Genomic DNA, 19,434 nt, shown 5'->3' on the forward strand with positions numbered 1-19,434 from the left:
TCTCGGCCGGCTGACGACTGGCGACAAGCACCGCGCGTCCGTCCTCGGCGCACCCCCGAGGCGGATTCCCCAGCCATTTAACGGAATGCGGCTTACTGGAATGCGGATCGAGGCCATTGACGGGTTCGCCCAAAATCAAGATGCGCGGAACTCCGAGATGCGTGGAACTCCGAGAAGCGCCTGCGCACTCCCTATGCGCTACGCCGTCCCCAGCGACAACCGCCCCGGCCCCAGCTTCTCCGCCTCGCGTATCCCGAGGAGTTCCAGCACCTCGTCCGCCCGCGCCCGGCACCGCGCCGACACCGGCAGCCACCATCCGAAGATGCGACCGCACCGCGTGTTTGGGGGAGCCACAAACCCGGCCCAGAGCCGCGCCGACAATACGCGCCAGATCACCCCCAGGCCCCAACACCCGCCCCACGAACAAGATTTCCCCGCCCCCCGACAACAGCCCCAGCATCACATCCGAATTGCCGCCCGCCCCGCTGCTCGTCGACCGCACCGTTCGCACCGAGCACCGAGCACCGAGCACCGAGCACCGAGCACCGAGCACCGAGCACCGAGCACCGAGAAAACCGTGTCACCACACCCGCTGGCAGATCCAGCGAGACGTCCGGGGGCACACAACCCGCCCCCCGGAACTCCTTGGTCGGCCCGCTGCTGAGCAGCGCCGCCGCCCCGCCCGTCGTCTCATCCATGCGCCAACCAGGCCAGCGCCCCGTACACCACGAGAAGAGCGAACGCGAACGCCCCACCGACCCCAGGGGCCTTACGCCGCGCCGCACACCACCCCGCCATACAGATCGCCGGCACCCACCCGCATCCGTACAGAATCCATCCGACCTTCACCGCCGCCTCGGACCGCACAACAACGAACGCCACAAAAGCAGCCATACAGAAAAGCGCCGTCGACCCCCACATGTTGTCGGCAACAACCTGCTCACGCGTCTTCTTCATCTTCACCTCGTCTTCGCTCCATGCTGAACTCCAAGCCGAATGAGCTCTTCCCGGACTTCCCGGGAAGAGCTCACTTTCCACCACGCCCCAAACCGGTCCACCGATCCACCGATCTACGGATACCGAACCATCGGATGACGGAGCCGAGCTTGCCGCCCGCGACCCGGTTGGCCCGGTGCTGCCGGACGAAAGATCACCGCCCACGATCTCATCCACGCCCGCGATCTCATACACGCCCGCGACCGCGACCATGCCCGCTTCCGCGACCGTGACCGCCTTCACGCTCGCACTCAGCCCCCGTGCGCGGTGAGCGTGTACCCCTCCGGCCCCTCAAACGAAAACATCGGACCGAACGGGCTGCCGACCACCGGCATCAGGATCCTGACCCCGGCAGCAACGAGCTGATCGTGAAGCCGATGCGCATCAGAAGTCCGAAACCAGAGCACCACACCGAGTCCGAGCCGCCGCCGCATCCACATCACGAACTTGCAGGGCAACAAAGTCCGGCCCATCAACAGCAACAGTCACAGGCACTCCCCCCACCGGCATCGACATCAAAATCCCCATGTCAAAACTCTGACATGCCGACCCTGGAAGACCCTCACCCTCATGTCAAAATGCTGACATGGAGAAGTATGCTTCCACCGACCCCCAACCCCACTCCACCCCAGACGACGTCACCCAACGCCTGGGCTACCTGATCAAACGGACCCAAGCCGCCCTCCGCAGCGCCATGGACAAGGTCCTGCGCGCGCACGGGCTCACCGTCCCGCAATACGCCACCCTCGAACTCCTGGCACTGCACCCCGGCATGTCCAACGCCGACCTCGCCCGCGCGACCTTCGTCACCCGCCAGTCCGGGAACGTCGTCCTGCGCGGCCTACAGGAAGCGGGCCTGATCACCCGCCCCGCCACCGCCAACTACGGCCGCGCCCGCCCCACCCACCTCACCGAGGAGGGCCACCGGCGCCTCACCGAAGTCCAGTCCGCCGTCCACGCCATCGAACAGCGCATGCTCGACGCCATCCCACCCCACCGCCTACCGGCACTCCTCGCCGACCTCAACCACCTGGCAACGACCCTGGAGGAGCAACCGTCAACGTTCGAGCCCCCCATGGGGCCGTAGCGCAGAACCGATCGCCCCATGGCCGGCGGCGGCGGACTCCCGACCGCTCATCGGGAAGGCGCAACGACTCCGACGACTCCGACCTTCAACAGGAGCAACTGCCGCCCGAAGAGACGCCGTTGCGTACCGCCGCTACGCCCCTAAGATCCCGCTATGCCCTATGTGATCCCGGCATGCCCCCATATGGCATCGGCATGCCCTACGGTCCCGGCATGGCGGAACGCGACGGAGAGCCGCCCGAAGAGCCCAGCACCCACAACGACGTCAGCGGCACTGCAAACGAGCCCGTGAGGCAGTTCAGAACCCCGCACGGTGACATCCGGGTGATGTCCAGGTGGTGTCCCTGTGCACTGGCCCAGACACGCGACCGAAGCCGAGTACGCATACACCGGCGATGCCGACAACGCGGAAGCGGACAGCGCCCTCCTCAGAACCGCGGACTTCTGCGGAGCTCTGACGCCGACATCAACCATCACGTTCGGCATCACCACCGGCCAGTGACTGGCTCCTGCCGCGCTGTCCACCGCCCGCCCAGTCGCGCTCTACCGATGGATCGCCCCAGCCGAGCCGCTCCGCTCCCCGGGCCGAGGGATGTCGCGGCTGCCGACAGCTGCCGGCCGACCCGGCTACTGCACTTCACTGCTCTACAGCACGACAAAGCCCCCGTCCGGAGAACCCGGCGGGGGCTTTGACCTGCTGTGCGCTCGGCAGGATTCGAACCTGCAACCTTCTGATCCGTAGTCAGATGCTCTATCCGTTAAGCTACGAGCGCTTGGCTTTCCGGCGGTTTTTCTTGCCGGTCGGCGTTGCGGGAACAACATTACATGACCTGCGCCGTTAGGCGAAATCCGATTGCCGCACCCCCTCTGACCTGCGGAAATACACTTTGCAGCCGAAGGGGGGACCAGCCGGGCCGGACGGGGCTCCCGATGATCCGGACGAACTCCGGGCGGGGGAAGCCGAGGCGGGCCCGGTGGCAGCGACAGCCTCGCCGGGTCTCCGCCGGCACGATGCCGTAGCCGACGCCGAGGGCGAGGGCGAGGGCGATACGCATGCCCCTGCCCATGCCCAAAGGATGGGGCCCGGTGCCAGAGATGGGCGCGAGGGCGACGCCGAAGCCAATGTCAATGCCGATGCCAACGGCGACGCCGATGGCTGTGGCGGTGATGTCGCGGGGATGCGTCGGTCCGCTGCGGTGACTCGTGAGGCCGGGGGCTCGCGGGTCAGGGGGATCGTTGGGCTGGGGCTCGCGGGACCAAGAGCTCGCGGGCCCACCCTGTCGAGCCCAGCGACGGGAGCTCGCGGCCGCACCCCCGTCGAGCCCCAGTGCCCGGCGCCCGGCTCCCCAGCCAGTCCCCCGACTCCCGGCCCAGGTCCAGGCCCAGGGACAGAGACAGGGCCCCAGCCCCTCCGCCCCAATAAAAAACCAGGCCCGATCGCAGTTGATCGGGCCTGGGATGGGACGTAAGAGCGGAGGCGGAGGGATTTGAACCCTCGATGGGCGGTAAAACCCAAACCGCATTAGCAGTGCGGCGCCATAGACCGGACTAGGCGACGCCTCCACACACCTCACGCGCGTGAACGCGATGTGGCGTGACCAGATGATGACACAGCTCGGTGGCCTGTCACCAATCGCCCTCTACGGTACTAGGCCCGCGAGCCGCCCGGCAAAGACGTTCCTGCGGCGCAACGTCGGGGGCGGCGGGGCGTTAGAGAGTCGGGGCCGCGGCGCCGCACGCGTGTCGTGCGCCCCCGGCGCGTACGGACCGCGTACCGCCGCCACGTCCCGTACGGGCCGTCCCGCACATGGATCGGGTAGCGCCCGCACTCGCCCTCAGGAGCCCGTGATGTCCCGTCGCCGGATCCCGTCCCGGTCGCTGTCGCTGATCGCCGCCGCCGCGGCCGCCGTGTGCGCGGTGCCCGCGCTCGCCATGGCGCCGGCCGCCTCCGCCGCCCCCATCCCGCTGCCGTACCACCACGACGAGCTGCCGATCCTGGGGCATTTCGCGCCCGACGCCGAGGTGCCCGGGCTGTTCCCCGACCGGCGGTTCCCCGATCGGCGGCTCCCGGACCGGCGGCTCCCCGACCGGCGGCGCCAGGATCACCTGACGATCACCGTCCACGACTCCGGGGCGGAGCGTACGGATGGCCGGTTCGAGCTGTACTGCCATCCGCGGGGCGGGTCCCACTTCGACGCGCGGCGGGCCTGCGCCCGGCTGGACCGGATGACGCGGTGGGGCGAGGACATGTTCGCCCCGGTTCCGCAGGGTGCGCAGTGCACGATGATGTACGGCGGTCCGGCGCGGGCACATGTCAGCGGGACGTGGGCCGGACGCCGCGTCAACGCCGACTTCAAGCGCACCGACGGGTGTGAGATCGGCCGCTGGGACCGCTTCGAACCCATGCTCCCCAAGACCGTTTCCTGACCCGGTTCGTGCCGGAGTAGCGCGCCAGGTCAGGACGAGGGGCACATGTCGGGCGTGCGGCGAGTCGCGCCGGGGCGCGGCAATAGCGGGGCGTCATCCGCCTCCGCGTCCCCGGCATGTGCCCGTAGACTCCATCCCAGCGACCCGCCACGGCGGGTCGGCAAGGTGCGGTAACAGGGAGGAAGCGTCGCGTGAGCAGCCGGCCATCCCGAGGCGCTGCTCGCCTCGCAGCCATACTGGACGCCCTCCCCGACGCGTTGCTGCTGGTGAACTGCAACGGCACCGTCGTCAACGCCAATGCCATCGCCCTGGAGATGTTCGAGGCCCCCGGCACGGCCCTGGTCGGGCGCGGACTGCTCGATCTGCTGCCGACCTTCGACTCCAAGCGGATCCCGGGATCGATGCGGCGGCGGGAGGAAGAGGTCCAGGGGCGGACGAAGCCGACGCGGATGGTCGCGCGGCGGACCGACGGCGGTGAGCTGCTGGTCGAGGTGACCAGCGCCAATCTGGAGGACGGCCGCACCCCGTACGAGTCCTCCTTCGAGGCGGCCTACGCCGATCACCGCAACGGCTACACCGGCGACGAGCTGCTGATGCTCGTGGTGCGGGATCTGACCGGGACGCTGGACACCGAGGCCGAGCTGGCGCGCCAGCAGCGGCAGACGGAGATGATCCTGCGGGCCGCGGCGGAGGGCGTGGTCGGCGTCGACTCCGAGGGCCGGGTGGTCCTCGTCAATCCGTCCGCGGCGCAGATCCTCGGCTACCGGGCGAGCGAGTTGGGCGGCAAGGAGCTGCATCCGCTGGTCCACCACTCGCGGGCGGACGGCTCGGCGCTGCCGTGGGAGGACACTCCGCTCGCCGACACCCTCAAGTCCGGGCGCAAGCACCGGGTGCGCGGACAGGTGCTGTGGTCCAAGGACGGCCGGTCGGTCGCCGTCGATCTGACCACCGCGCCGGTGCGGGACGGCGACCAGCTGGTGGGCGCGGTGATGACGTTCACCGACCGCCGGCCGTACGACGCGCTGGCGGACCGGCAGGCCCAGCTGCTGGCCGTGCTGGGACGGTCGCTGCGCGGGCCCCTGGAGGAGCTCAGCGGCGAGCTGGGCACCCTCGCCGCCGATCCGGCGGGCCAGTTGTGGCCCGAGGCGAACCAGATCCTGCACCACCTCGCGGCCGGGCACGCCCGGATGACGACGCTGGTCGACAACGTTCTCAGCTACCAGCGGCTGGACTCCGGCCGGGAGAAGCTCAACCGCACCAAGGTGTCGCTGGACCAGGTGGTCGCGGCCGGTGTGGAGGGCGCCGTCGAGCTGATCGGGCCGGGCCGGGCGCAGTTCGCGGTGCACGCGCCGCCGATAGCGGCACTGGTCGACGCGGAGCGGCTGGCCCAGGCGCTGTCGCATCTGATCGCGGACGTCGCCGGGGTGGACGCCACCGGCCGGACGGTCGCCGACGGTGCCGGCGGGCCGGGCGGGCGTCCGGTGCCCGGTGACTCGACGATCGTGGTGGCCGCGGCCAAGCGCGGCGAGGTGGTCCGTATCGAGGTGCGCGGGCCGTTCGGCGGCGGCGACCCGGTACACGGGCCGATCGTCCGCGGGATCGTGCGGATGCACGACGGGCTGATCCAGACGCACGAGGTGCCGGGCGGTTCCGGCCCGGTCGGCAGTGCGTATGTGCTGGAGCTGCCGGTGCTGGTCGACGAGCCGGAGGCGGAGTCCGACGAGGCGGCGGCCGGGGGCGCGGAGAAGGCGCCGGACGGCGGCGCCGGGGCCAGCGGGGACGCGGGCGGTCCGCGGACGGACGGCCGCGGGCGGCGCGGTGCCACGGAGACGGCCGCGGGGACGAAGACGGAGGGCGGTGCGGGCGGTACGGGCGGCGCGCAGCCGACCGGGCGTCGGCGCGCGCGGCACTCGGGCGGGGCACCCGCGGCTGCGGCGGGCGGAACACAGGGCGCGGGGTTGGCCGTGGGCGCCGAGGCGGGGCCGCCGAGCGGTCGCCGCCGGGCGCAGCCGGCGGCGGAGGGCTCGGCGCTGCCCGCGCTGCCGTCCGGGGCCGGTGACGGGAGCCCGGCCGACGGTCCGGCGCATGGTCTGACGCCCGCGGTGGGCCCGGCGCTCGGGCCGGTGCCGCCGCAGGGCCAGGCAGGCCAGGCAGGCCAGGCAGGCCAGGCCCAGGGACAGCAGACGGGGCCGCAGGCCGGACGGTCGGCGGGACCGCAGGCAGGTCAGCAGGCCGGACGGTCGGCGGGGCCGCAGGCGGGACAGCCGCGGGAGGTGGCGCAGGGGCCGGCGCCGGTGTCGGCCCAGGGTGCGGTGCCGGCCGGTGGCCGGCGGGCCCGGCGGGCGCTGGCGGAGGCGCCCGAACGGGTCGCCGCGGCCGGTGAGCCGGGTGCGGTGGGTGCAGGTGCGGTGGGCCCGGCGGGCGCGTCCGGTGGCGCCGCGCAGGCTCCGGCCGCGCCGCGCTCCCCGTTCGCGCTGCCGCCCGCCGCGGCGGACCGGGTTCCGCGGGAACAGCCGGCCGCGCAGCCGGGGCGGCCCGAGCTTTCCGGCGGGACGCCGATGCCCGCGGGTGCTCCCGTACAGGCGGGTGCTCCCGTACAGGCGGAGGCCGGGCCGCAAGAAGCGGCCGGTACGGGGCGGCGCCGGGCGCGCCGTCCGGTGGCCGGCGGCCCAGCGGCGGCGCCCGATGCCGCGGTCGGGCAGCAGCCGTCCGGCGCGGCCCCCGACGCATCCAACTCGCCTGAGACGCAAGGGAATTGGGACGCGGAGCCGACCGGTCGGCGGCGGGCGCGGCGGGCCGCCGCCGAGCAGCGCGCGGCCGCGGCGATGGCCGACTCCGAGGCGTCCGGCACGTTCGTGGCGGGTCCTGAGGGCCTGGTCGCGCAGCCGTCCGCGCCGGCGGACGAGGACGTACCGGCCGAGGCGACGGGTACGGGCACCGGGACGGTACCCGGCGCCGCCGGCGCGCCCGCTCCGGCCGCACCCACCGGCCGCCGCCGGGGCCGGCCCAGCCCCGCCGAGGAGGCCGCGCCCGCGGCAGGCTCCGCCGCCGGGCCCGCACCGGGCGGCCCGGTGCCGCCGCAGGGTGCCGCCGTGCCGCCGCAGACCCGGCAGCCGGTGCCGCCCGCCGAGGACCCCTCCGGGCGGGCGTTCAGCGTGCGCACGCTCGGCCAAGGAGTGCCGTTCGCCCAGCAGTTGGCCGATCCGCAGCGTCCGGCGCCGCCGCCCGGCGCCACGCCGCAAAGCCAGGCGCCGCAAAGCCAGGCGCCGCAAAGCCACACACCGCAGAGCCACGCACCGCAGGGCTCCGCACCCCAGGCAGGCACGCCCCGCACAGGCGCGCCCCAGGCCGGTGCGAGCACGCCGCCGGGTGGCACCGCCACGGGTTCCGGCCGCCGCCGCAAGCTCGCCACGCCGCCGCCGGAGGGCGAGCGCGGCGCCGCCGAGACCCCGCCGCCCGGGTCCCTGCCGACGCAGGCCGCCGGGCCGCAGCCGTCCGCCCGGCCCAAGCAGCCGGGCCCGCAGCCGCATCTGATGGACGCCGGCGAGGGGCGTGCGTTCGCCATCTCGGCGCCCGACGAGGGCAGCGAGGGGCCCGAGCCGCTGGACGGGCCGAACGGCGCGGTCGAGGTGACGGAACGTCAACAGCCGCCGATGGACGACGAGTTGCCGCCGGAGCCGCTGGACAACCCGCGCCGGCTGCTGGTCTGGCCGGCGCCCGACGTCGCCACCCAGCAGGCGCTCAGCGACCGCGGCTACCGCCCGGTGATCGTCAACTCCCGCGAGGAGGTGGACGCGCAGATCGCCGCGTACCCGGCGGCGCTCTTCGTGGACCCGCTGACGGGGCCGATCACCCGGACCGCGCTGCAGTCGCTGCGCCAGGCCGCCGGTGCCGCCGAGGTGCCCGTGCTGGTCACCGCGGGGCTGGGGCAGGCGACGCGGGAGGCCGCGTACGGCGCCGACCCGGCGGTGCTGCTCAAGGCGCTCGCCCCGCGCGACGCCGAGAGCCACCCGGCGCGGGTGCTGCTCATCGAGCAGAACGACGCCATCGCGGGCGCGCTGACCGCGTCGCTGGAGCGGCGCGGCATGCAGGTGGGCCGGGCCGGCGCGGACACCGACGCGGTCGCGCTGGCGACGCAGCTGCGGCCCAACCTCGTCGTGATGGACCTGATGCAGGTGCGCCGCCGGCGGGCCGGGATCGTGGACTGGCTGCGCGCCAACGGGCTGCTGGACCGCACCCCGCTGGTCGTCTACACCTCCGCCGACCTGGATCCGGCCCAGCTGCCGGGGCTGGCCTCCGGGGAGACGGTGCTCTTCCTGGCGGAGCGCTCCACCAGTGCCGAGGTGCAGACCCGGATCGTGGACCTGCTGGCGAAGATCGGCACCAACTAGCCTCGGCGCCAACTAGCCCGATACCGGGCGGAAACCGGGCGCGGAACCCGGGGGCGGGACCCAGGGGCCAACACCGGGGGCAGGCCCTGAAGGCAGGGCCTCGGGGCGGGCCCGCGAAGGCCCACCCCACGAAGGCCCGCCCCCGGCTTCACCCCAGCAGAGTCACATCCAGCTCACCGTCCGCGTACTGCCGCCGCAGCACCTTCTTGTCGAACTTGCCCACGCTCGTCTTGGGCACCGACGGGATCACCGCCCATCGCTCCGGCAGCTGCCAGCGCGCGATCCGCTCGCCGAGGAACGCCCGCAGCTCCTCGTAGGTGATCGCCGTGCCGTCCGTCAACACCACGGTCGCCAGCGGCCGTTCGCCCCACTTCTCGTCCGGGACGGCGACCACCGCGGCCTCGGCGACGCCCGGGTGCGCCATCAGGTGGTTCTCCAGCTCGACGGAGGAGATCCACTCACCGCCGGACTTGATGACGTCCTTGGCGCGGTCGGTCAGGGTCAGATAGCCGTCCGGCGTGATCGTGCCGACGTCGCCGGTGCGCAGCCAGCCGTCCGGGCTGAACTTGTCCTCCGGGCGCAGCGCCCCGCCCCGCGCACCGCCGTAGTACGCGCCGGCGATCCACGGGCCGCGCACCTCCAACTCGCCGGCGGCGGTGCCGTCCCAGGGCAGTTCCTCGCCGGACGGGCCGATCAGCCGGGCCTCGACGGAGGCCGGGAAGCGGCCCTGGGTGGTGCGGTAGGCCCACTCGTCCTCGCCGCTCACGCCGGCCGGCGGGTGGGAGACGCAGCCCAGCGGGGAGGTCTCGGTCATCCCCCAGGCGTGTACCACGCGGATGCCGTGGCGTTCCTCGAAGCCGCGCATCAGGGCCGGCGGGCAGGCGGAGCCGCCGATGACGACGGTCCGCAGACACGCCACGTCCCGCTTGTGGGCGTCGAGTTCGGCCAGCAGGCCCTGCCAGATCGTCGGGACCGCGGCTCCTATCGTCGGCCGGACGGTCTCGATCATCTCGGCGAGCGGCGCGGGCTGCAGGAAGCGGTCCGGCATCAGCAGCGACGCGCCGGCCATGAACGCGGCGTGCGGCAGGCCCCAGGCGTTGACGTGGAACATCGGCACGACCGGCAGGGTGATGTCCCGGGAGGAGAGGGCGAACGCCTCGGCGGTGTTGACCTGGAGGGAGTGCAGATAGAGCGAACGGTGGCTGTAGAGCACGCCCTTGGGCTCGCCGGTGGTGCCGGAGGTGTAGCAGAGCGCGGCGGCCTCCCGCTCGTCGGTCTCGGGCCAGTCGTAGTGCTCGGGCCGTCCGGCGAGCAGTTCCTCGTAGTCGTGGACCTCGGCGTGGGCGCCGGCCAGCGGGGTGCGGTCGCCGGGGCCGACGACGACCACGTGCGCCACCTTGGGCAGTTGCGGCAGCAGGGGTGCCAGCAGCGGGATCAGGGTGCCGTTGACGAGGACGACGCGGTCCTCGGCGTGGTTGACGATCCAGGCGAGCTGCTCGGCCGGGAGGCGGAGGTTCAGCGTGTGCAGCACCGCCCCCATGGCGGGGATGCCCAGATACGCCTCCATGTGCTCGCTGTTGTTCCACATGAGGGTGCCGACCCGTTCCTCGGGGGCGACTTCGAGGGTGTCGCGGAGCGCGTGCGCGAGCTGTGCGGCCCGGCGGCCGATCTCGGCGAAGGTGCGGCGGTGCGGCTCGGCCTCACCGGTCCAGGTGATCACCTGCGATGTTCCGTGGACCGTGGACCCATGGGTGAGGATTCGCGAGACCGTGAGCGGTACGTCCTGCATCGTGCTGAGCACCGAGTGCCTCCGCTTTGTTACGGGCGGGTAGTGGTGCTGCGATTGTCGACGCATACCGCCTGGTATGTCACGCCTGCATGGCGTGTTCTTTTCGTCCCGGCGCGGGAAACGGCCGGGAACCGGCCACCGCGGACCGCGGCCGCTTCACCCGTACGAGGTCCCCGGCGACCTGCCCCGGTGGGCCGGGCCTACACCGCCGACCCCGGTGGCCGCGCCTGCACCACCGGCCCCGGTTTCGGCGTCACCGCCTGGAGGACGAGCACCGAGAGGTCGCCCTCCACCGGTCCGGTGCCGAAGTCGTGGGCGGCCCGCCGGATGTGTTCGGCGAGCGCGTTGGCGCCCAGCCCGAGGCCCTCCCGCAACACCCCGACCAGACCGTCGTTGTCGTCCAACTGCCGGTTCCCGCAGCGGCGTTCGGTGACCCCGTCGGTGACGCACAGCAGCGTCTCGCCGGGGGCGAGGGCGAAGGTACTGGCGTGGAACTCGGTTCCCTCGTCGATGCCCAGCAGCATCTGCGGGTCGGAGGCCGGCTCCACACTGCCGTCGGTGAACGTGTGCAGCGGCGGCGGGTGTCCTGCACGTCCCCCCGTTCTCCTGGGCCGACTTCGTCGCGTTCGCCCGGCGGTAGACGGGATCCGTTAGGCGGCTATGCGGTTCAGGCCCAGGGACGTCAGTTCCGGGTCGTCCCTGAGTTTGGCGAGGGCGCGCGAGACGGCGCTCTTGACCGTGCCGATCGAGACCTCCATGACCTCGGCGGTCTGGGCCTCACTGAGGTCCTCGTAGTACCTGAGGACGACCATCGCGCGCTGCCGCGCGGGCAGCCGCATGATCGCGCGCCACATCGCGTCGCGCAGCCCCTGCAGCTCGGCCGGGTCGGGCGCGGGCGTCGGGTCCGGCTCGGGCAGCTCGTCGCAGGCGAACTCCTCGACCTTGCGCTTGCGCCACTGGGAGGTGCGGGTGTTGATCAGCGCGCGGCGGACGTAGCCGTCCAGCGCGCGGTGGTCCTCGATGCGATCCCAGGCCACGTACGTCTTGGTGAGCGCGGTCTGGAGGAGGTCCTCGGCGTCGTTCGGGTTCGAGGACAGGGACCGCGCGGCGCGCAGCAGAACCGGCCCCCGGGCCCGTACGTAGGACGCGAACGACGGGAACGTCGCGGGCGTCGAGGCGGTTGTGCACGCAGTCGTGGTCATGTGTTCCACGCTAGGAGCGGGGGCGGGTCGCGGGCGTCGGCCCAAGGTGCCGAAGCCGCGTCCGCCTCAAGTTGTACGGGTGGGGCCCTCCGCACCTCCTCAGGGGGGAGCGTCCCGGGTGCTCCCCTAGGGGCGCAGGGGACCGGACCCGCCCGCTCCGCCGTCCCCGGCTACCCCTCCCGCCCCAGTATCAGCCCCGATGTCGGTACGCCCGTGCCGGCGGTGACCAGGGTGTGGGCGGGGGCGCCGGCCTGGTTGGGGCTGGTGCCGCGGAGTTGGCGGACGGCCTCGGCGATGCCATTCATGCCGTGCAGATACGCCTCGCCGAGCTGGCCGCCGTGGGTGTTCAGGGGGAGGGTGTCGGCGGCGACGAAGTCGGCGGCCTCGCCGCGGCCGCAGAAGCCGAACTCCTCCAGCTGCATGAGCACGAAGGGGGTGAAGTGGTCGTAGAGGACGGCGACGTCGATGTCGGCGGGGGCGAGGCCGGAGGTGCGCCACAACTGGTCGGCGACCACACGCATCTCGGGGAGGCCGGTGAGGTCGTCACGGTAGAAGCTGGTCATCTGCTCCTGGGCGCGGCCGGCGCCCTGGGCCGCGGCGGTGATCACGGCGGGTGGGTGGGGGAGGTCGCGGGCCCGTTCGACGGAGGTGACCACCAGTGCCTGGGCGCCGTCGGTCTCCTGGCAGCAGTCCAGCAGCCGCAGCGGTTCGACGATCCAGCGGGAGGCCGCGTGGTCGGCGAGGGTGATCGGCTTGCCGTGGAAGTAGGCGGCCGGGTTGCGGGCGGCGTGCCGGCGGCCGGTGACCGCGACGTGGCCGAAGGCGTCCGGGGTCAGGCCGTGGGTGTGCAGGTAGCGTTGGGCGGCCATGGCGACCCAGGAGGCGGGGGTGAGCAGGCCGAAGGGGAGGTTCCAGCCGAGCGCGGTGCCCTCGGCGGAGGGTTCGCGGTGCTGGACGCCGGCGCCGAAACGGCGGCCGGAACGCTCGTTGAAGGCGCGGTAGCAGACCACGACGTCGGCGAGGCCGGTGGCGACCGCGAGGGCGGCCTGCTGGACGGTGGCGCAGGCCGCGCCGCCGCCGTAGTGGACGCGGGAGAAGAAGGTCAGTTCGCCGATGCCGGCGGCCTGGGCGACGGTGATCTCGGGGTTGGTGTCCATGGTGAAGGTGACCAGGCCGTCCACGTCGTCCGGGGTCAGCCCGGCGTCCGCGAGGGCGGCGTGCACGGCCTCGACGGCGAGCTTGAGTTCGCTGCGGCCGGAGTCCTTGGAGAACTCGGTGGCGCCGATGCCGACGACGGCGGCGCGGCCGCCGAGGGTGTCGGGGCGGTGGCGGGTCATCGGGCGTCCGCCGCCGGCTCGGCGGTAACCGTGACGGTGACGGTGCCGGTGACGTGATTGCCCAGACCGTTCCTGCCGACGATCCGGACCTCGGCCGTGGTGCCGTCGAGGACTGCCGTGACGGTGCCGCTCAACACCATGGTGTCTCCTGGGTAGTTGGGCGCGCCCAGACGGATGGCGACCTTGCGCAGGACGGACCGGGGGCCGAAGTGGCCGGTGAGGTAGCGGCCGACGAGGCCGTTGGTGGTGAGGATGTTCATGAAGATGTCGGGGGAGCCCTTCTCGCGGGCGGCCTCGGCGTCGTGGTGCACGTCCTGGTAGTCGCGCGAGGCGATCGCCCCGGAGACGATCAGGGTGCGGGTGAGGGGAAGGGTGAGGGGCGGGAGTTCCAGGCCGGGGCGGAGGGCGGGGCGGAGCGCGGGGGCCGGGTCGGGGTCTTGGGCGGGGGCCAGGTCGGCGTCCGGGGCGGGGGCCCGGACGGTTTTCCCCTCCCCGCTCGTGGCGGCTCCCGCTGCCTCCACGCCGGCCGTACTGCCCTCTCCGGCCGGTGCGCCCTCCCCAGCCGGTGCGGCTTCCCCGGCCGTTGCGCCCTCGTCGGCTCGGAAAACGGGAAGCGTCAACTCCTCATCCACCCGCAGGAATTCCAGCCGCACCGGCATACCGATCCGCACCCGGTCGTACGGCACCCCGACCACATTGCTGACCATCCGCACCCCCTCCGCCAGCTCGATCAGCCCGACCGCATACGGCCCTCCCGCGCCGGCAGCACGGCCGGCACCGCCAGCACCAGCGACGCGGTCGACACCAGCAGAACCGGCGGCACTGGTGGCACCAGAAGCACCACCAGCCACAGCCGTCGCGCTGAAGGCCGGGAACGGCGGGTGGTGCATCACCACGTACGAGTACACGGTCCCGGTGCCGCTCGCCTCGACGGTGTCCCAGTCCGCCGCACCGCACCCGTTGCACCCCGGCAACCAGGGAAAACGCAGCCTGCCGCAGCCGCCACAGCGCTGGATGAGCAGCTTGTGATCGGCCACGCCCGCCCAGAAGCCGGCGTTGTCCCGGTTGACGACCGGCCGGGGCCGCTTCTCCGAGGCCGGGGGCCGTTTCCCCGAGGCCGGGGAGCGCCCGCCCGCGTCCCGCCCCTGGGGACCGGGCCGGGCCGCCGGCGCGTACTTGAGGATCCGGAAGCGGTGCGTCCCGGCCGCCTCCCCGTTCGCCCGGACATCCATCCGGGTCGTGATGAAGTGGCCGGTGCCCAGCTTGGTGGTCTTGCGCGCCGAGACCGACTCGATCACCGAGTCGAAGGTGATCACGTCACCGGGGCGCAGCGGACGCAGATACTCCTGCTCGCAGTCGGTGGCGACGACGGAGGTGTAGCCGGCGCCGTCGAGCAGAGCGAACAGCTCGTCGTGCGCGGGGTTGTGGCCCTGGTGGCCGGAGAGCCCGCCCATCGTCCACGCCTGGAGCATGGTCGGCGGGGCGACGGCGTCCGGCCCCTGGTAGGCGGGGTGGGTATCGCCCATCGCCTCGCACCAGTGCCGGATCATCGCCGCGTTGACCGGATCCTTCCCCACCCCCTCGACCGCCGCCCCGCGCCCCTCGAACGCCTTGAGCGCCCGCTCGTACGCGTTGCCGCCGGGCGCACCATCCGCCCGTTCGCTCCTCTCACCACCGACCCCAGTCACCGCTGCCGCCCCCTCCGCATCCCCATCGCATCGTGGCCACGGTCCCCCTCCGCACCACGCCGACCTCGCCGAACTCGCCCCCGAAGGTGTCGATCTGCGCGGCACGCCGCCGCCCGGGCCTTCCTTCGGGTGACGGCCGGGCGAACGAGCGAGCGGGTTTCTGACTGTCCGTCAGAAACCCGCTCGCTGTCAAGGTCCACGCGATGAACCCCAGAGCGCCCACCGGCCCACCCCGCGGCACCTCGTACCACTCACCCTCCGGTCAACCGCCACACCGGGGTGCGGCGGACCGGCTCACGAGATCTCGTCGAAGTCGACGTCGGTGTTGGTGTTGTCCTGGTCGATGACCGTGAAGCCGTGGCCGTTCACGCTGGCGGTGTTGTCCTGGTTGGACACCCCGGGGCCGTTGGCCACCTGCTGGCCGGTGGTGGAGTTGCCGAAGTTGTTGTGGCCGACGCCGGTGCCGGTCTGGCTCGTGGCGGCCGAACTCGACCCGTTGTTCGCAAAGCCTCCGTTGTCGGCCTGCGCCACGCCGGTACAGAGCGCCGCCGCGAAGGGCAGTGCGAAAGCGACCGCGATGACACGGGCGGTACGGGTGCTTGCCATGTCTCTTCCTCCTACGGAACGCAACTTCTGGGTTCTGACGTGCTGATGGTTCTGGATGTACTGGATAGCACCGGATGTACTGACTGATGCCGGACGTGCTGACTGACGCTGGGTGTACTGACTGGTGCGGGATTTCGGTAAGCGGACCAGCCGCCGGACCGCCTCCCGGACGGGGGCCCGACCTCCTGGGCCCCATTCCGAACGACCGGTTCCGGCCAGCCGAAAACCGCTAACTCCCCGCACTCACCGGGCAGTTGGCCGACCCCCGCGGTGTCTTTCTCGTGCCTTTCTCGACGTCGCGACCTCAGGATTGCCCACCCGCCCACCGGAGACGCAGTGGCCGAGCCTGATTCCCTCGCAAGCATGAGGAAGCCCGGGTAAACGCCGACGCCTCCACTCGCAACCCCGAAACGCCCCACGATCCCCCGGCGCCCCACCACAACCCGCTCCCCGCCAGGGCAGCGCGCGCCCCCTTGCGCCTCCGCCGGACCCGGCGCATACGCGATCTTCACCGCACGCCCACCCGGACCCCCTTCCCTTCATCGAACATCCGTACGAAAATAAATCCATGGCCACGCCCCATCGCCATACCGCACGGCTCACCGCACCCCCGGCGGCGCCCCTCCCGCCCGAGGGCCCCGCCAACCTCGGCCCCGACTCCGTCCGCCCTGCCCTCCGACCCACCCTCCAGCCCACCCTCTGGCCCGCGCCCGAAGCGCCTCCGGGCCCCCTCCTCGCCCCGGCCGACGCCCACCACACCGCCCTCACCCACGCCCTCCTCGCCGCCGAGCGCGGCTTTCCCGTCATCCCCCTGACCCGCACCAAACTCCCCGCCCTCCGCTCCCCACACCACGACGCCGCTCACCCCTTCACCAACGACGCGCGCCTCACCCCCGGCGGCGCCCACCACTCCCCCACCACCCCGCCCTGTCACGGCGCCTGCGGCCGCCTCGGCCACGGCGTCCACGACGCCGCCACCGACCCGTTCACGATCCGCCGGATGTTCGCCGCCGCCCCCTGGGCCACCGGCTACGGCATCGCCTGCGGCCGCGCCCCGCACCACCTCGTCGGCATCGACCTCGACACCCGGCACGGCGCCGACGGCCCCACCGCCCTCCGCCTGATCGCCGAGGCACACGGCTTCGCGCTGCCCCCGACGGTCACCGTCCTGACCCCCTCGGGCGGCCGCCACCTCTGGTTCACCGGCCCGCCGGCACCGCCCGTCCCCAACTCCGCCGGCCGGCTCGCCCCGGGCATCGACGTCCGCGGCACCGGCGGCTATCTGGTCGGCCCCGGCTCCCTCACCGTCCACGGCCGGTACGCCCTGGCCCCGGACACCCCCCGCCGCCCCGCACCGACCCCGCCCGCCCTGCTCGCGCTCCTGCGCCCCCCGCTCGGCACCCCGCCACACGCGGAACACCCCTCCCCGTCCCACCGCCCCCAGCCACCCGCCGCCGCCCTCCTCCGCTTCGTCCGCGCCTCCCCCCGGGGCCAGCGCAACACCCGCCTCTTCTGGGCCGCCTGCCGCGCCTACGAATCCGGCCTCGGCCCGGAACTCGCCGAGCGCCTGCTCGCCGCCGCCCGCCACACCGGCCTCCCCGAAGCCGAGGCCCGCGCCACCGTCGCCTCGGCTGCCCGCCGCTGAGCCCCTCCGGACCCGGACCCCGAGGGCCGTTACGCCACCGGCTTCCGCGCCTCGAGCAGGAACCGCGTCGTGTGCGCCACGAACGCCCCCTCCCGCCGAATCCGCAAGTCCAACTCCCGCAGCTGCTCCCGATATTGCGCGACGGTGAAGCCCGGCACCATCCACACCACCTTGCGCAGGAAGTAGATGACGGCCCCGATGTCGAGGAACTCCGTCCGCAGCTCCTCGTACCGCAGATCGACGACCTCCAGCCCGGCCGCCTCCGCCGCCCGCCGCGCATCCTCGGGATGCCGGGCCCGCCGGGCCTCCTCCGGCTGCGGCCCCAGGAAGTACTCCACCAGCTCGAACACGCTGGCCGGGCCGACCTGTTGGGAGAGGTACGTACCGCCCGGCCGCAGCACCCGGGCGATCTCCTGCCACCACACCGTCACCGGATGCCGGCTCGTCACCAGGTCGAACGCCTCGTTCGCGAACGGCAGCGGCGGCTCGTCCTCGTCCGCCACCACCACCGCACCCAGCGGATGCAGCAGCGCGGTCGCCCGGGCGACATTCGGCGGCCAGGACTCCGTCGCCACCGTCAACGGCGGCAGCGCCCCGGCCCCGGCGAGCACCTCACCGCCCCCGGTCTGGATGTCCAGCGCCGCCGACGCCCGCGCCAGCCGCTCCCCCAGCAGCCGCTGATACCCCCACGAAGGCCGCTGCTCGGTGGCCCTCCCGTCGAGCCAGGAGAAGTCCCAGCCCGCCACCGACACCGCTTCGGCCTCCGCCACCAATTCCTCAAAAGAACGCTCCATGGCCCCACCCTCACTGCCCGCACCCGCCCCCGCCAGCCCTTTCTCCCCCACCACCACACCCGCCCCACCCCACCAGAATCGAACGAGTGAACGGTGCGAGCGGTATCCTTCCGTTGTGGCTGACAAGCAGAAGACCTATGACTTCCCCCAGGACCTGCGGGAAGCACAGCTGGAGCTGCACCAGGTCCAGTCCGCCCTCGCGGACCTCTACAAGCGCCTGCCGTGGTCGGTCGAACCCCTCCCCGGCTGGACGCACAACAAGGAAAACGGTCACTTCCACGAGACCGAACGCGCCGACTCCCCGGGCTGGACCGACGAGGAGCAGGCCCAGGTCGCCACGCTGCGCGCCCGCACCCTCGAACTCGCCGAACGCGTCGTCACCCACGACTTCTGGACCACCTGCGACGACGCCCCCGCCGCCCGCTCCGCCCTCAAGCACCTCCACGATCAGGAAGAGGCCGCGGAAGAACACCAGGCCCTCGGCGAATAGCCCGACCGGTCAGCACACGAAAAGGGACGCCCGGCCGACCACCTTCGACCAACCACCAGCTCCTCCGTACCACCCCACCGTGCCCATGCCCATGCCCATGACGAAGCATTTTGGATCTCGCTTGAGACATGGCTTAGTTAGACGTCGTCTCATTTGGTGATTCTGCGGTAGCAGATGAGAGTGCAGGCGATGCTGGTGAAGGCCAGGAAGTGCTCAGCTTTGCGCTCGTAGCAGCGGCGCAGTCGGCGGCATCCGGCGAGCCAGGACATGGTGCGTTCTATGGTCCGACAGCGGCGGCACAGGCGGATTGAGGACTCGATGCCTTTGCGGGCGATGCAGTGCTTGATGCCCCGCTCGCGTAACCATCACCGCAGGTGGTGTAGTCGTACCCCTTGTCGGCGTGGAGCTTGCCCGGCCTGCGTCGTCGACGTCCGCGCCGGGAGCGGATCGGCGGTATGCCCTTCACCAGCGGGATCAGCACCTGGCTGTCGTGCAGGTTCGCCCCCGAGATTCCGACGGGCAGGGGCAGACCGGTCCGCTCGGTGATCAAGTGGACCTTCGACCCGTACTTACCCCGGTCCATAGCATTCGGGCCTGTCAGGCCCCCCTCTTCAAGGCCTGCATGTTCACCGAGTCGATCGCGCAGCGGGACCAGTCAAGCTCACCGCGGGCGCCGGCTCGTCGAGGACCAAGCGGTGGAGCCTGGCCCAGACCCTGACCTTCGTCCATTCGGCGAAGCGCCGGTGAGCCGTCGCTCCCGACGGCCCGAACGAAGCGGTCGGCAGCTGCTGCCAGGTGCAGCCCGACATGGCCACGAACAAGATCGCAGCCAGCACTTCGCGGTCATCGTGCCGGCGCCGACCACCTCCCTGAGGCCGGGCCGTCGCTTCCGGCACCACTCGCTGGAACAACTCCCACAACCCGTCCGGCACCAGCCGCTCAAAGATTCCCACGCCGGCAGGCTACCGAACACGCCAAATGAG

Annotated in this window: 13 protein-coding genes, 2 tRNA genes and 3 pseudogenes; 6 read left to right on the forward strand and 12 right to left on the reverse strand. The window is 72.4% G+C overall.

Annotation, left to right across the window (positions count from 1 at the left end; translation table 11 throughout):
* Nucleotides 1–690: 690 nt before the first annotated feature.
* Both ACRAS8_RS17260 and ACRAS8_RS17265 read right to left on the reverse strand, forming a co-directional pair.
* On the reverse strand, nucleotides 691–1,239 hold the full coding sequence (locus tag ACRAS8_RS17260; RefSeq protein WP_438486928.1) for a hypothetical protein: 549 nt from the start codon (nucleotides 1,237–1,239) through the stop codon (nucleotides 691–693).
* Nucleotides 1,240–1,247: 8 nt separating this feature from the next.
* Nucleotides 1,248–1,485: pseudogene (locus tag ACRAS8_RS17265) on the reverse strand (VOC family protein).
* 97 nt (nucleotides 1,486–1,582) lie between these two features.
* Between ACRAS8_RS17265 and ACRAS8_RS17270 the strand changes: the two are divergent.
* On the forward strand, nucleotides 1,583–2,083 hold the full coding sequence (locus ACRAS8_RS17270; RefSeq protein WP_438486929.1) for a MarR family winged helix-turn-helix transcriptional regulator: 501 nt from the start codon (nucleotides 1,583–1,585) through the stop codon (nucleotides 2,081–2,083).
* A 345-nt stretch (nucleotides 2,084–2,428) separates the two neighbouring features.
* Nucleotides 2,429–2,584: a hypothetical protein gene (locus ACRAS8_RS17275; protein WP_438486930.1), complete on the forward strand. Its 156-nt coding sequence runs from the start codon at nucleotides 2,429–2,431 to the stop codon at nucleotides 2,582–2,584.
* Nucleotides 2,585–2,782: 198 nt separating this feature from the next.
* Here the strand turns inward: ACRAS8_RS17275 and ACRAS8_RS17280 are convergent.
* Nucleotides 2,783–2,855 (reverse strand) — tRNA-Arg (locus ACRAS8_RS17280).
* 699 nt (nucleotides 2,856–3,554) lie between these two features.
* Nucleotides 3,555–3,645, reverse strand: a tRNA-Ser gene (locus ACRAS8_RS17285).
* Nucleotides 3,646–3,930: 285 nt separating this feature from the next.
* On the opposite strand from ACRAS8_RS17285, the gene ACRAS8_RS17290 reads away from it, so the two are divergent.
* Nucleotides 3,931–4,509, forward strand: a complete 579-nt coding sequence (locus ACRAS8_RS17290; protein ID WP_438486931.1) for an SSI family serine proteinase inhibitor — start codon at nucleotides 3,931–3,933, stop codon at nucleotides 4,507–4,509.
* A gap of 191 nt (nucleotides 4,510–4,700) precedes the next feature.
* Complete coding sequence (locus tag ACRAS8_RS17295; protein ID WP_438486932.1) at nucleotides 4,701–8,900, forward strand: PAS domain-containing protein; 4,200 nt, start codon at nucleotides 4,701–4,703, stop codon at nucleotides 8,898–8,900.
* A gap of 148 nt (nucleotides 8,901–9,048) precedes the next feature.
* Here ACRAS8_RS17295 and ACRAS8_RS17300 read toward each other — a convergent pair whose 3' ends face one another.
* The 6 genes and pseudogenes from ACRAS8_RS17300 to ACRAS8_RS17325 all read right to left on the reverse strand — a co-directional run bounded on the left by ACRAS8_RS17300 (nucleotide 9,049) and on the right by ACRAS8_RS17325 (nucleotide 15,522).
* Nucleotides 9,049–10,701 carry a long-chain fatty acid--CoA ligase gene (locus ACRAS8_RS17300; protein ID WP_438486933.1) on the reverse strand — a complete coding sequence of 551 codons (1,653 nt, stop codon included), beginning with the start codon at nucleotides 10,699–10,701 and terminating at the stop codon, nucleotides 9,049–9,051.
* Between the two features lie 188 nt (nucleotides 10,702–10,889).
* Nucleotides 10,890–11,291: pseudogene (locus ACRAS8_RS17305) on the reverse strand (PP2C family protein-serine/threonine phosphatase); the annotation flags it as partial.
* Between the two features lie 48 nt (nucleotides 11,292–11,339).
* Nucleotides 11,340–11,891 (reverse strand): SigE family RNA polymerase sigma factor, encoded by a 552-nt coding sequence (locus ACRAS8_RS17310; RefSeq protein ID WP_438486934.1) that lies wholly within the window; start codon nucleotides 11,889–11,891, stop codon nucleotides 11,340–11,342.
* 170 nt (nucleotides 11,892–12,061) lie between these two features.
* The gene (locus ACRAS8_RS17315; RefSeq protein WP_438486935.1) at nucleotides 12,062–13,228 is read right to left on the reverse strand and encodes a lipid-transfer protein; all 1,167 of its coding nucleotides are present in this window, start codon (nucleotides 13,226–13,228) and stop codon (nucleotides 12,062–12,064) included.
* Nucleotides 13,225–14,916, reverse strand: coding sequence for an OB-fold domain-containing protein (locus tag ACRAS8_RS17320; RefSeq protein ID WP_438486936.1), 1,692 nt, complete (start codon nucleotides 14,914–14,916; stop codon nucleotides 13,225–13,227). The genes ACRAS8_RS17315 and ACRAS8_RS17320 overlap by 4 nt, the downstream gene beginning before the upstream one ends.
* Before the next feature lie 294 nt (nucleotides 14,917–15,210).
* Nucleotides 15,211–15,522, reverse strand: a complete 312-nt coding sequence (locus ACRAS8_RS17325; RefSeq protein WP_438486937.1) for a hypothetical protein — start codon at nucleotides 15,520–15,522, stop codon at nucleotides 15,211–15,213.
* 568 nt (nucleotides 15,523–16,090) lie between these two features.
* Here ACRAS8_RS17325 and ACRAS8_RS17330 point away from each other — a divergent pair.
* Nucleotides 16,091–17,167, forward strand: a complete 1,077-nt coding sequence (locus tag ACRAS8_RS17330; RefSeq protein WP_438486938.1) for a bifunctional DNA primase/polymerase — start codon at nucleotides 16,091–16,093, stop codon at nucleotides 17,165–17,167.
* Between the two features lie 29 nt (nucleotides 17,168–17,196).
* Here ACRAS8_RS17330 and ACRAS8_RS17335 read toward each other — a convergent pair whose 3' ends face one another.
* Nucleotides 17,197–17,961: a class I SAM-dependent methyltransferase gene (locus ACRAS8_RS17335; RefSeq protein WP_438486939.1), complete on the reverse strand. Its 765-nt coding sequence runs from the start codon at nucleotides 17,959–17,961 to the stop codon at nucleotides 17,197–17,199.
* A gap of 115 nt (nucleotides 17,962–18,076) precedes the next feature.
* Here ACRAS8_RS17335 and ACRAS8_RS17340 point away from each other — a divergent pair, with 115 nt between their 5' ends.
* Nucleotides 18,077–18,451 carry a hypothetical protein gene (locus tag ACRAS8_RS17340; protein WP_438486940.1) on the forward strand — a complete coding sequence of 125 codons (375 nt, stop codon included), beginning with the start codon at nucleotides 18,077–18,079 and terminating at the stop codon, nucleotides 18,449–18,451.
* Nucleotides 18,452–18,600: 149 nt separating this feature from the next.
* On the opposite strand, the pseudogene ACRAS8_RS17345 reads toward ACRAS8_RS17340, so the two are convergent.
* Nucleotides 18,601–19,404 (reverse strand): annotated as a pseudogene (locus tag ACRAS8_RS17345) (IS5 family transposase).
* Between the last annotated feature and the right edge of the window lie 30 nt (nucleotides 19,405–19,434).

The organism is Streptomyces sp. S186, assembly GCF_051603415.1.
Taxonomy (GTDB): Bacteria; Actinomycetota; Actinomycetes; order Streptomycetales; family Streptomycetaceae; genus Streptomyces.

What these genes read in the sequence shown, in the direction of transcription:
- ACRAS8_RS17290 (WP_438486931.1), top strand. Translation starts at nt 3,931, where the DNA reads ATGTCCCGTCGCCGGATCCCGTCCCGGTCGCTGTCGCTGATCGCCGCC.
- ACRAS8_RS17270 (WP_438486929.1), top strand. Translation starts at nt 1,583, where the DNA reads ATGGAGAAGTATGCTTCCACCGACCCCCAACCCCACTCCACCCCAGAC.
- ACRAS8_RS17335 (WP_438486939.1), bottom strand. Translation starts at nt 17,961, where the DNA reads ATGGAGCGTTCTTTTGAGGAATTGGTGGCGGAGGCCGAAGCGGTGTCG.
- ACRAS8_RS17315 (WP_438486935.1), bottom strand. Translation starts at nt 13,228, where the DNA reads ATGACCCGCCACCGCCCCGACACCCTCGGCGGCCGCGCCGCCGTCGTC.
- ACRAS8_RS17330 (WP_438486938.1), top strand. Translation starts at nt 16,091, where the DNA reads ATGGCCACGCCCCATCGCCATACCGCACGGCTCACCGCACCCCCGGCG.
- ACRAS8_RS17325 (WP_438486937.1), bottom strand. Translation starts at nt 15,522, where the DNA reads ATGGCAAGCACCCGTACCGCCCGTGTCATCGCGGTCGCTTTCGCACTG.
- ACRAS8_RS17310 (WP_438486934.1), bottom strand. Translation starts at nt 11,891, where the DNA reads ATGACCACGACTGCGTGCACAACCGCCTCGACGCCCGCGACGTTCCCG.